12 protein-coding genes are annotated in these 12,077 nt (G+C 60.7%); 7 read left to right on the plus strand and 5 right to left on the minus strand.

Features of this window, described 5'->3' with window-relative positions:
• Positions 1-137: 137 nt before the first annotated feature.
• The 6 genes from AC07Y2_RS16945 to AC07Y2_RS16970 all read left to right on the plus strand — a co-directional run bounded on the left by AC07Y2_RS16945 (position 138) and on the right by AC07Y2_RS16970 (position 5,253).
• Positions 138-1,262, plus strand: coding sequence for a polysaccharide deacetylase family protein (locus AC07Y2_RS16945; RefSeq protein ID WP_039769461.1), 1,125 nt, complete (start codon positions 138-140; stop codon positions 1,260-1,262).
• Between the two features lie 349 nt (positions 1,263-1,611).
• Complete coding sequence (locus AC07Y2_RS16950) at positions 1,612-3,006, plus strand: PhoH family protein (protein WP_011332563.1); 1,395 nt, start codon at positions 1,612-1,614, stop codon at positions 3,004-3,006.
• A 101-nt stretch (positions 3,007-3,107) separates the two neighbouring features.
• Positions 3,108-3,581, plus strand: coding sequence for a cyclic pyranopterin monophosphate synthase MoaC (gene moaC, locus AC07Y2_RS16955; RefSeq protein ID WP_064382454.1), 474 nt, complete (start codon positions 3,108-3,110; stop codon positions 3,579-3,581).
• Positions 3,578-3,820, plus strand: a complete 243-nt coding sequence (locus AC07Y2_RS16960) for a MoaD/ThiS family protein (protein ID WP_039769463.1) — start codon at positions 3,578-3,580, stop codon at positions 3,818-3,820. Before moaC ends, AC07Y2_RS16960 begins: the two co-directional genes overlap by 4 nt.
• 3 nt (positions 3,821-3,823) lie before the next feature.
• Positions 3,824-4,276, plus strand: coding sequence for a molybdopterin synthase catalytic subunit MoaE (moaE, locus tag AC07Y2_RS16965; RefSeq protein ID WP_103386422.1), 453 nt, complete (start codon positions 3,824-3,826; stop codon positions 4,274-4,276).
• A gap of 200 nt (positions 4,277-4,476) precedes the next feature.
• Entirely contained in the window at positions 4,477-5,253 is a 777-nt protein-coding gene (locus tag AC07Y2_RS16970) for an ABC transporter substrate-binding protein (RefSeq protein WP_064382451.1), read from the plus strand.
• 108 nt (positions 5,254-5,361) lie between these two features.
• Here AC07Y2_RS16970 and AC07Y2_RS16975 read toward each other — a convergent pair whose 3' ends face one another.
• From AC07Y2_RS16975 to AC07Y2_RS16995, 5 genes are all read right to left on the minus strand, one after another.
• On the minus strand, positions 5,362-6,003 hold the full coding sequence (locus AC07Y2_RS16975; protein WP_039769469.1) for a helix-turn-helix transcriptional regulator: 642 nt from the start codon (positions 6,001-6,003) through the stop codon (positions 5,362-5,364).
• 93 nt (positions 6,004-6,096) lie between these two features.
• The gene (locus tag AC07Y2_RS16980; protein ID WP_103386423.1) at positions 6,097-7,224 is read right to left on the minus strand and encodes an NAD(P)/FAD-dependent oxidoreductase; all 1,128 of its coding nucleotides are present in this window, start codon (positions 7,222-7,224) and stop codon (positions 6,097-6,099) included.
• A gap of 14 nt (positions 7,225-7,238) precedes the next feature.
• Positions 7,239-8,183, minus strand: a complete 945-nt coding sequence (locus AC07Y2_RS16985) for an ornithine cyclodeaminase family protein (protein ID WP_103386424.1) — start codon at positions 8,181-8,183, stop codon at positions 7,239-7,241.
• Between the two features lie 124 nt (positions 8,184-8,307).
• Complete coding sequence (gene rhlB, locus AC07Y2_RS16990) at positions 8,308-9,774, minus strand: ATP-dependent RNA helicase RhlB (RefSeq protein WP_103386425.1); 1,467 nt, start codon at positions 9,772-9,774, stop codon at positions 8,308-8,310.
• Between the two features lie 96 nt (positions 9,775-9,870).
• The gene (locus tag AC07Y2_RS16995) at positions 9,871-10,527 is read right to left on the minus strand and encodes an alpha/beta hydrolase (protein ID WP_039769482.1); all 657 of its coding nucleotides are present in this window, start codon (positions 10,525-10,527) and stop codon (positions 9,871-9,873) included.
• A gap of 467 nt (positions 10,528-10,994) precedes the next feature.
• On the opposite strand from AC07Y2_RS16995, the gene AC07Y2_RS17000 reads away from it, so the two are divergent.
• Positions 10,995-12,026: an amino acid ABC transporter substrate-binding protein gene (locus AC07Y2_RS17000; protein WP_007957332.1), complete on the plus strand. Its 1,032-nt coding sequence runs from the start codon at positions 10,995-10,997 to the stop codon at positions 12,024-12,026.
• Positions 12,027-12,077: the final 51 nt, after the last annotated feature.

Here is a 12,077-nt window from a genome sequence, read left to right on the forward strand (position 1 = left end):
GCGTCACCCCGGCAGCGGACGCAGCGCGTCCGGGGAGGCGTTACCACGCAGAGCGTGGGAACGATCATCTGTGTGCCTGCAGGAATTACTGTCGGATCGGCTATAGTGCGGCGCGGGTTTTGTAATGGAGACACCCTTTGCGCATTGTTCTTTTCTTCACCGCGTGGCTGTTGAGCGTCGGTGCCGTTGCGGCGCCGGGCGATATCGCGACGCTGGATCGCAGCACCTGGCCGGAAAAGCTCGACAACCCGACGCTGTTCGACGTCGCCTCGCGGGCGGAAATTCTGATGTTCGCCCGAGGCCTGCTCGGCACCGAAGCGCTGGATGAGGCTGCGCTGGCTCAGCGTCTGGGGCTGCGCACGGTCAATCTGGATGCGATCAACAGCCTGCGCGAGCGGCTGTGGCAGCGTCTGCTCGCCAACTACAACTTCGCCCAGCAAAGCTGCGATCAGGACGCCTCGTTCTGCTTCCTCGTCGAAGACCTGCCGACCTTGCGCGAGCAGGCCGCCAAATTCGTGGTCAGCGACGAAAGCTATTACACCAAGTGGGCCGAGCCGAGCCGGATCTTCCATCTGCAATATCTCGATGAACTGATGCGCAAGGCTGCGCTGTCACCGCAGACCAGCAGCGAAATCGATCATTTCGGAGACTACGAGCGCAACGGCGACGACATGCACGATCGCCTGTTTCTGCTGACTTTCGACAGCGCCGCCAACCTGCAGCCGGACAATACCGACTGGCTCGCCGAGTACCTGCGCAAGTCGAACCTGAGCGGCACCTTCTTCATGTTGGGCAAGGATGTTCAGGCGCGATTGGCCGACCGTTCCGTCAGCAGCCTGCAAGCGGCGTTTTCGCAGCAGTGCGTCGGCGTGCAGGGCTGGGAATTCAGGTCCCACAGCCACTGGCAGGACTGGCAGGATTCGGTGCGGCGCAGTGCCGATCTGGTCCGCAACAAGCTGCCGGAAAACTACGTGCCGCTGTTCCGTCCACCGGAAGGGCAACGTCGCAGCGATGCCCGGAGCTTTTTCAACAGCCAGGGCCTGCAAGTGGCGCTGTGGGACATCGATGCCCAGGACGGCGCCGGCAAGCTCAAGGGCGCTCCGAGCGCGCAGCGGGTGCTGACCCTGATGCTGCTGTGGCGGCACGGGGTGATCAATTTCAACATGAAACAGGATGCGGTGAAGACCGCGTTGCCGTGGCTGATCACGCAAACCGCGCAAAGCGGCATCGGCTGGGAAGACTGTCAGGACGCGTTTCGCTGAAAAACGGCAAGAGCCCGGAAACATTGGGCTTGGGGTGAATTTTTTGCAGAATTCGATGCAGGCGGACTTCCGACTCTAACGGGGGCAGGGCGGTCCGCCAAGGGCTTTTCGTCACTTTGCAAAATAAACTTCAAAAAAGCGTCAAAGTGCTTTTTTCTGTCACGGGTTTTGGAGTATTACGAAGTCAGACCGCCGAAACCTGCAACACAGGTGGCGTCTTCCAAGACCCATTTTGTGTGCAGTTCACCTGCTATCCCGACAAAAGCTGTGCAGGTGGATTCGGCAGTCACTTCGAGGCGCAGCACCGCCGAGGTATTGCGTCGAATGGCTCCCACAAAGGTGACCGAGTATGGATGATCACGGACGTAGCCCTTCCTCCAACCAGCCAATCCTTTATGTACTCGATACCAACGTACTGATTCACGATCCGAACGCCCTGCTGAATTTCGAAGAACACCACGTCGCGATCCCGATGACCGTGCTTGAAGAGCTGGACAAGCTCAAGAGCGGGCATCACAGCGTGGCCGCCGAATGCCGTCAGGCGATCCGGCTGATCGACAAGACCCTGGGCGATGCCTCACCCGATGATGTCGAACAGGGCGTGCCGATCCAGCGTGGCAAGGGCGGTCCGAAGGGCTTGCTGTCGATTCTGATGAGCAAGCAGGCCGAATCGAACCTGATTCTGCCCGAGCATCTGAACGACAACAAAATCATCAACCAGCTGATTGACCTGCACACCCGCGAACCGAGCAAACCGGTGGTGCTGGTCACCAAAGACATCAACATGCGCCTCAAGGCGCGCGCCTGCGGGATCGACGCCGAGGACTACAGCACCGACCAACTGGTCGACGACGTGTCCCTGCTGCCCAACGGCTATCACAACATGACCGGCTCTTTCTGGGACCGCGTGAGCAAGGTCGAAACCCGTCAGGACCACGGCCGCACCTGGCATCAGGTACAGCTGATCGACAACCTGCCTGCCGTGCACATCAACGAATTCATCATTGATGAGCAGGGCTTCGTCGGCTGGATCAAGGAGATCGAAGAAGACAAGCTGCTGATCCTCGACCTGCACCAGGAACCGCTGTTGCACCAGGAAGCCTGGGGCCTCAAGCCAAGGGACATCTATCAGAGCCTGGCGCTGTATGCGCTGCTGGATCCGGATATTCACCTGGTCAACCTGTCCGGTGCCGCCGGTTCGGGTAAAACCATTCTGGCGCTGGCCGCTGCGATCGAGCAGACCATGGTCAGCAAGCGTTATCGCCGCATCATCGCCACCCGCAGCGTGCAGGGCCTGGACCAGGAAATCGGCTTCCTGCCGGGCACCGAAGCGGAAAAAATGGAGCCTTGGCTCGGCGCCATCACCGACAACCTCGAAGCCTTGCACATGGATGACGAAAACACCCATGGCAGCGTCGACTACATCCTCAGCAAAGTGCCGTTGCAGTTCAAATCGCTCAACTACATTCGCGGTCGCAGCTTCCAGCAGAGCCTGATCCTGATCGACGAATGCCAGAACCTCACGCCGCACCAGATGAAAACCATCATCACCCGGGCCGGCGCCGGTTCCAAAGTGGTGTGCCTGGGCAACCTGGCACAGATCGACACCCCTTACCTGTCCGCGACCAGCTCCGGGCTGACTTACCTGACCGAACGCTTCAAGGATTTCCCCAACGGTGTGCACATCACCCTGCAAGGGGTGCCTCGCTCGATCCTGGCCGAATACGCCGAATCGCATCTGTAACCGTCAAACCGAACCGGGCGACTGCAAAGTCGCCCGGTTTTTTATGTGCGCAATTCTGACCCCCAGGTTTACAATCGACGCTCCTGATCAGGAGTAATCCCGTGCTGACTCATCTCGATTCCCAAGGTCGCGCCAACATGGTCGACGTCACCGAAAAAGCCGTGACGTTCCGTGAAGCGACGGCCCAAGCGCTGGTGCGCATGCTGCCCGATACCCTGCAGATGATTGTCAGCGGCGGCCATCCCAAGGGCGACGTGTTCGCCGTGGCGCGCATTGCCGGCATTCAGGCGGCGAAGAAAACCAGTGACCTGATTCCCCTGTGCCATCCGCTGATGCTGACCGGCGTCAAGGTCGAACTCAGCGCCGAAGGCGATGACACGGTACGCATCGTGGCTCGCTGCAAACTGTCCGGGCAGACCGGCGTCGAGATGGAAGCACTGACCGCCGCCAGCGTCGCCGCGCTGACGATCTACGACATGTGCAAGGCCGTGGACCGTGGCATGACCATCGAAAGCGTGCGTCTGCTGGAGAAGGTCGGCGGCAAGAGCGGGCATTTCCAGGCGGAGCAGCCATGAACCTGACCGTGAAGTTTTTTGCCCGTTACCGCGAGGCGCTGGGCGTGGATTCGGTGAAGGTCGAGGGTGATTTCTTCACCGTCGATGACGTTCGTGCGTTGCTGGCGCAGCGTGAGGGGGCCGAGGTGCTGAGCGAACAGAACCTGATGTGCGCACGCAACGAAGACCTCTGCCAGCTCGACGAGCCGGTGGTGGATGGCGACGAAGTGGCGTTTTTCCCCACCGTGACCGGAGGCTGAGCCATGCACATTCGGGTGCAGTCCGAACCGTTCGATCCGGGTGCCGAAGTCAACGCGATGCACGCGGCCAATGTCGGCGTCGGCGCGGTGGTGAGTTTTGTCGGCTACGTGCGCGACTTCAACGATGGCCTCGATGTCGCCGGAATGTTCCTCGAACACTATCCGGGCATGACCGAAAAGGCTCTGGGCAAGATCGCCGTCGAGGCCGAACAGCGCTGGCCGCTGTTGAAGCTGGAAGTGTTGCACCGCATCGGCGCGCTGGAGCCGGGCGAACCGATCGTGTTCGTCGGCGCCGCCAGCGCCCATCGTCAGGCGGCATTCGACGCCTGCGCCTTCGTCATGGATTACCTGAAGACCCGTGCACCGTTCTGGAAGAAAGAGAACACCAGCGACGGCCCGCGCTGGGTCGAAGGCCGTGACAGCGATCATGCGGCGGCGGATCGCTGGAAGCAGTAAATCTTCTTTTATCCCCTCTAGTGCATCAGCCGACCATTGGCTGATGCCGATGGCTTTTGCCTGATTGACGATTTGTACATGAAAGTCCAATATGGATTTACAAGTACAAAAATAGTCTCATGCTTGAAGCTTCAGGCTTGCCGCTTGCAGCTGCTCTTCTTCGTCTTGCCAAACCAACAACAACCCGCGAGAGAACGAACATGAAGAAATTCCCCCTCATCACCGGTCTGGCACTGAGCCTGTTGGCGTGCAGCAGCGCGTTCGCCGCCGAGAAAACCCTGCGCATCGGTATCGAAGCGGCGTATCCGCCCTTCGCCTCGAAGACCGACAAGGGTGAAATCGTCGGTTTCGACTACGACATCGGCAATGCCCTGTGCGCGCAGATGCAGGTCAAGTGCGTGTGGGTCGAGGGCGAGTTCGACGGTCTGATTCCTTCCCTGAAAGTGAAGAAAATCGACATGGCGCTGTCGTCCATGACCATCAACGAAGACCGCAAGAAGTCGGTGGACTTCACCCACAAGTACTATTTCACCTCGTCGCGGCTGGTGATGAAGGAAGGCGCGAGCGTCGATGACCAGTACGCCAGCCTCAAAGGCAAGACCGTCGGCGTACAGCGTGCAACCACCACCGACCGTTACGCCACCGAGGTGTTCGAGCCCAAGGGCATCAACGTCAAGCGCTACGGCAACAACGAAGAAATCTACATGGACCTGGCGGCCGGGCGTCTCGACGCGATCTTCGCCGACACCATCCCGCTGAACGACTTCCTGTCGATGCCGCGCGGCAAGGGGTACGCCTTTGTCGGGCCTGAGCTGAAGGATCCGAAGTATGTGGGCGAGGGCGCGGGGATTGCGGTGCGCAAGGGCAATACCGAACTGGTCAGCCAGTTGAACAGTGCCATCGACGGCATTCGCGCCAGTGGCGAATATCAGAAGATTTCCGAGAAGTACTTCAAATCGGACATCTACGGCGACTGATCGTCCGCCATCGCTGGCAAGCCAGCTCCCACAGAGATTTTCGGTGTACACAAAACCTGTGGGAGCTGGCTTGCCAGCGATGAGGCCGTCAGATTCACCGCAAAATCTTCAGCCCTTCAATTCCTTCAAATGCTTGTACACCGTCGCCCGCCCCATGTTCAGCACATTGGCCACATAGTTCGAGGCGCTCTTGCCCTTGAACGCCCCCTCGGCGTGCAGCGCCAATACCAGTTCGCGTTTGTGATCGCGGGTCAGCAGGTTCAGGCTCAGTTGCCGTTCGCGTAGCCAGGCGTGCAGGAAAGTGTTGATGCGCTCCTGCCAGTCATCGCGAAACAGCGAGTCCGGTTGCGGGATCAGTTTGCTCGGCGAGAGGAACAGGTCCAGCGCAGCTTTGGCATTTTCGAACAGCGAAATATTCAGGTTGATGCACAGCACCGCCAGCGGATGCCCTTCGCTGTCGCGCAGCACGGTGCTCAGGCTGCGAATCTTCTGGCCGTCCCAATTGAGCTTTTCGTACGGGCCGATGTTCCGTTCGCTGACCTCGTCGCTGAGCATGTCTTCCAGCGACGATTCATCGCCGATCACCCGTTTCGACAGGTTGTTGGCGATGTAGTCGACCTTCTGCGTGCGCAGGTCATGCAACACCACTTCGGCATGGGGAAAGAACAACGTGGCAATGGCATCGGCGATGGCGTGGTAGTTATCCAGCGCGGCGTCATGCAGCTCGGGCGTGTGTTCGGGGGCGGTCATAACTGTGGAGCTCCAGGCAACGTCAACGCCCCCGTGATCCGGGGGCGTTGCGAGTGTGCCGCAATCCGTCGGGCGCGTCATCCGGGCGGACGTTCAGGCCAGGCGGGCAGGGGCGAGCATGGCGGCGGTCAGGCCGAACTGCTTGAGATGGTCGGGCAGCGATTCGCCACGCACCAGCGCTGCGCTGGCCATGCCCATGGCCGGTGAGGTCTGGATACCGTAACCGCCCTGGGCCGCAACCCAGAACAGCCCCGGCACCTGCGGATCGAACCCGGACAGCAAATCGCCGTCGGCGACGAAACTGCGCAGGCCGGCCCAGGTGCGGGTCGGGCGGCGGATGGTCAGGGTCGTCGCTTCCTCGATCTGGTAAATGCCCATGGCAATGTCCAGTTCTTCGGGCTGTACGTCGTGCGGTTCGACCGGGTCGGCGTTGGCCGGCGAGCCGAGGAACATGCCGGCGTCGGGCTTCATATAGAAGGATTCGTCGAGGCTGACCAGCATCGGCCAATGGTGGATGTCGACGCCCTCGGGGCCGGCGAAAATGAACGCGGCCCGGCGTTTCGGTTGCAGGCCCAGCGGCCGGGCGCCGGCCAGGGCAGCGATCTTGTCGGCCCAGGCGCCGGCGGCGTTGATCACGACGGGAGCGCTGAAGCTCTGGCCGTTGGTCTGCACTTGCCAGATGCCGTCGGCGTCGCGGCTCATTCCGAGCACTTCGCAATCGGTCTGCACCTGGCCGTTGTTGCGGCGGATACCGCGCAGATAGCCCTGATGCAGGGCGTCGGTGTCGATGTCGCTGGCGGTCGGGTCGTAGATCGCGCCATGGACTTTCTCCCGACGCAGGATCGGCAGCCGCGCGCAGGCTTCATCCGCGCTGAGCAGCTGCATCTGTGGCACCGTGGCCTTGGCGCTGAGGTATTGATTGTTCAGCTCGGCGGCGTCGCCGGTGAAGTCGACGGTCATTTCGCCGCGCGGGGTCAGCAGCGGGTGCTCGCAGAAACCGCTGGGCGGATGGTCGAAGAATTCGCGGCTGGCCTGGGTCAGCGCCCGGACCTGCGCAGTGCCATAAGCAGCAGTGAACAGAGCAGCCGAACGCCCGGTGGAGTGATAGGCCGGGTGCGACTCGCGCTCCAGCACCATGACCTTGCCATGTTGCGACAGCCAGAATCCGGTGGAAGCGCCGGCAATCCCGCCGCCGATGATGATGAAATCTGCATGACTCATGAAAATCTCCGGTGTCAGCGCTGCAATTGATAGACGGCGTTGGCCAGGGCGATGTCTTCCAGGCCCAGACCGATGGAGCGGAAAAACACGTGACGGTTGTAATCGGGGCGCTGCACTTTTTCGCTGAGCAGATCCGCGAGATCACCGAGGATCGCGCTGTGGTCCCAGCCATGTTGTTCGCTGGCGATCAGCATCTCGCCGGCCGAGTCCGGGGTGGTCATACGATAGTCACAGAACACCTGCATGTCGTTGAGGCTTTGCGGCGGCACTTCGTGGGCGCGCGGTGCGTTGGTGCTTATCGAAGTGATGAGCGCCGGTTTGCTTAAAGTTGCCGGGTCGATCACGGGGCCGGCGGACGAGGTGCAGAGCATGATCACGTCGGCCTCGGCGATGGCGGTTTCGCGGCTGTCGGCGATGCTCACCCGTGAATCAAGGGTTTGCAGTTGGCGGGCGGTTGCCGGGTCGTCGCTCAAGGTCGGCGAGTACACACTGATGCTCTGCCAGTCGCGCAACGTTTTGACGTAATGCAGGTGCGCCTGTGCGACCTTGCCGCTGCCGATGATTGCCAGACGCGTGGCGTTCAACGGGGCGAGGGCATCGACCGCCACGGCCGTGGTCGCAGCGGTACGGGCAGTGGTCAGTTCGCCGGCATCGCAGAGCAGCAGCGGTTGGCCGGTGTGCATCGACATCAGCAGCGTCCACGCCGTCACCAGCGGGCCTTGTTCGCGTACGATGTACGGCGAGGTCTTGACTCCGTACACGCCGTCTTCCGCCAGCACGCCGAGATAGTTGATGAAGTCCCCGGCGCCCTGGGGGAATTCCACCAGTTGCTGCGCCGGTTGCACCGCGTCTCCGGCCGCCAGATCGCGGAACAGCTTGCGCAGGATCTGCGGCACATCGATTCGGGCCAGCAGCTCGCGGGCCTGGGTTTGGTCGATCACGTAAGGCGTACTGGACATGTTGGACTCCGCAGATTGTTTCTAAACTAATTTGTCCATTATGGACTTTTAGTTTTGTTGAACAATATCCGGGCGAAAAAAAAGCGCAGTCCGTTGCCGGCTGCGCTTCGCTTTATAGCGTCGCTTACTGTGGACGCTTGCGCTCAACCGCCCGCAATAGATGGGTCGGCGGCGTTTCACAGCTGATCTTGCGACCGAGCTTTTCTTCGATGGACGGCAACTGATAGGAGTCGTCCTCACCGGCGAAGCTGATCGACACGCCGTCGGCGCCAGCACGACCGGTACGACCGATACGGTGCACATAGTCGTCCGGGACTTCCGGCAGGGTGAAGTTGATCACGTGGCTGATGCCGTCGATGTGGATACCGCGCCCGGCCACGTCGGTGGCGACCAGTACCCGGATCTTGCCTTCGCGGAAGCCTTCGAGCGTCTTGATCCGCTTGTGCTGCGGCACGTCGCCGGACAGTTGCGCGGCGTTGATGCCGTCACGCACCAGGCGTTCTTCGATACGGCGCACTTCGTCCTTGCGGTTGGCGAACACGATCACTCGCTCCCAGCCGTTATCGTTGACCAGGTTGAACAGCAGTTTGTATTTGTCGGCACCGGCCACCGCGTAGATGTGCTGCTCGACGTTCTCGTTGGCCACGTTGGTGACTTCGATTTCGACGATCGCAGGATCGGTGGTCCACTGCTTGGCGAGGTTCATCACGTCGTCGGTGAAGGTCGCGGAGAACAGCAGAGTCTGGCGTTCGCTTTTCGGCGGGGTCTGGCGAATGATCTGTCGGACCTGCGGGATGAAGCCCATGTCGAGCATGCGGTCGGCTTCGTCCAGCACCATCACTTCGACCATGTCCAGGTGCACGTCGCCGCGCTGGTTGAAGTCAAGCAGGCGGCCCGGGGTCGCGACGAGGATGTCGCAATGGCGCGCTTCGAGGTGCTTGAGCTGCTTGTCGAAGTCCATGCCGCCGACGAACGTCATGACGTTGAGGCCGGTGTACTTGGTCAGGTCGGCTGCGTCCTTGGCGATCTGCACCACCAGCTCGCGGGTCGGCGCGATGATCAGCGCCCGTGGTTCGCCCATGTAGCGCTCTTTCGGCGGCGGGGTCTGCAACAGCTGGGTGATGATCGAGATCAGGAACGCGGCGGTCTTGCCGGTGCCGGTCTGGGCGCGGCCGATGGCGTCTTTGCCGGCGAGGGTATAACCCAGCACCTGGGCCTGGATCGGTGTGCAATACGGGAAACCCAGGTCGTGGATGGCGTGCATCAGTTCCGGGGCGAGCTTGAAATCGTGGAAGCGGGTCTTGCCTTCCTGCGGCTCGACGACGAAGTCTTCGAGTTTCCAGGGAATCACCGGCGCCTTGGGCTTGGGTTCGCGACGTGGTTTGGCCGGTTTCGGTGCTTCGCTGCGGGCCGGCTCGGTAGCGGGCGCGGCAGCTGGAGCGGGTTTCGGTTCGCGTTTGGGCGTCTGGCGGTCGGCCTGGCTGGCATCGTTGCGATGACCGGGGGCGTGCGACGGCGCAGTGGGGACTGGCGCGAGCTGCTCAGCCTCGCTTTTACCGAACATTTTCTTGAGTGCTTTGAGCACGGTCATCTCATCAATTGGTTAAGGAATGTACGCCGGCCAGTGTAATGCAAGAAACGGGCGCGGCGTAGTGGGATGATCAAAGGGCGAGCCCTGTCGCAATTGTCAGCGCAGGCGTTCGCTCAACCATGTGCCGATGTCGCGAATTTCTTCGGGTAACACTTCGTGCTCCATTGGGTATTCCTGCCATGTCACGGTGACACCATGGGCCTTGAGATACTCATAAGCCGTGCGACCCATGGAGTTCTGCACCACGTTGTCGAACTGGCCGTGCAGTGCCAGCACCGGAATCCGCTGCTGGCTGGCGGACAACTCCAGTTCATCGCTGAACGTCGGCGCGTATGTCGATAGTGCCAGCACCCCGCCCAACGGCCCCTGCCATTTCAGGAATGCGGTGTGATAGACCACGGCGCCGCCCTGGGAAAAGCCGGCGAGGAAAATCCGCGAAGCGTCTATTCCGCTGCTCCGCTGTTCTTCGATCAATTCGATGATGCGGTCGGCGGACGCTTCCAGCTCATCGCGGTCGATTGCCCGGGCCGGGCTCATGGCTTTGATGTCGTACCAGCTCGGCATGGCATATCCGCCATTTATCGTCACCGGACGGGTCGGCGCCTGGGGCAGGACGAAACGCGTGCTCAGCAGGCTTTCCTGAAGCGCTTCGGCCACCGGCAGAAAGTCGTAGCGGTCGGCGCCGAGGCCGTGCAGCCAGATCACGCAGGCGTCTGCGGGCTTAACAGGCTGAAGAATCAAGGGCTCGGTCATGGCTGCTCCAATTGTGTGCGGGCGCTCTCATTGAGTGCGTGATTTGCGTGCGCGCCCGGTTGATCCGTTAAGAAGATGTCGCAAGGCTGCAAGTTTTGCTATTGACCTGCCACTCAATCGCTTCAGCAGCCGGTGTGGTACGGGCTTTGCTATGAGGTAGTCGTGCAATCGATCTCGCGCCTGGCGGTAACACTATCAGTGAACGCCTGGCGACGGGATAGCAAAGAATCCGGTGATGGATGTTCGCCAATGGCCGCAACGGGCTTAGCGAACGTGAAAGGGCTACCGCCCGTTCGGCCGACTGGTGAGAAGTGAGTTGTCCATGATGTGGATTGTCTCCTACTAGACTCATAGCGAAGGTCCTGCGTCGGTTGACCCCAAAAAAAGCCAACACGGGTCAACAACGCCTCAAAAGGGTGCGACTGGACTCAAGCTCCGACACAACAAGAGCAAAACTGGAGGTTTGAATGAAGATGTTGAAATCCACTCTGGCGATCGTGACTGCTGCTGCAGTACTGGGTGTCAGCGGGTTCGCTCAGGCGGGTGCAACCCTGGATGCAGTGAAGAAGAAAGGATTCGTGCAGTGCGGCGTCAGCGATGGCTTGCCAGGCTTCTCGGTTCCGGATTCCACCGGCAAGATCGTGGGTATCGATGCTGACGTCTGCCGCGCCGTGGCCGCTGCCGTGTTCGGCGACGCGACCAAGGTCAAGTTCAGTCAGTTGAACGCCAAGGAGCGTTTCACCGCGCTGCAGTCGGGCGAGATTGACATCCTGTCGCGCAACACCACCATGACCAGCTCCCGTGACGCGGGCATGGGCCTGAAATTCCCGGGCTTCATTACCTACTACGACGGCATCGGCTTCCTGGTAAACAACAAGCTGGGCGTGAAGAGTGCCAAAGAGCTGGACGGTGCAACCATCTGCATCCAGGCGGGTACCACCACCGAGCTGAACGTTTCCGACTACTTCCGCGGCAACGGTCTGAAATACACCCCGATCACTTTCGACACCTCCGATGAAAGCGCCAAGTCGCTGGAATCCGGTCGTTGCGACGTGCTGACCTCCGACAAGTCCCAGCTGTTCGCCCAGCGCAGCAAGCTGGCTTCGCCGAAGGACTACGTGGTTCTGCCGGAAACCATTTCCAAGGAACCCCTGGGCCCGGTCGTGCGTAACGGCGACGACGAGTGGCTGGCCATCGTGCGTTGGGTTGGCTACGCGCTGCTGAACACCGAAGAAGCCGGCATCTCTTCGAAGAACGTCGAAGCTGAAGCCAAAGCCACCAAGAACCCGGATGTCGCTCGTATGCTCGGCGCAGACGGCGAATACGGCAAAGACCTGAAACTGCCGAAGGACTGGGTCGTACAGATCGTCAAGCAAGTCGGCAACTACGGCGAAATCTTCGAGAAAAACCTCGGCAAGAGCACTCCGCTGGAAATCGACCGCGGCCTGAACGCGCTGTGGAACAACGGCGGCATTCAATACGCACCACCAGTGCGCTGATGGTTCTGTCACCCGGCAGGCCAACTGCCGGGTGACGTTCTGTTCCATTAT

This window comes from Pseudomonas sp. GW456-12-1-14-TSB6, assembly GCF_059424205.1.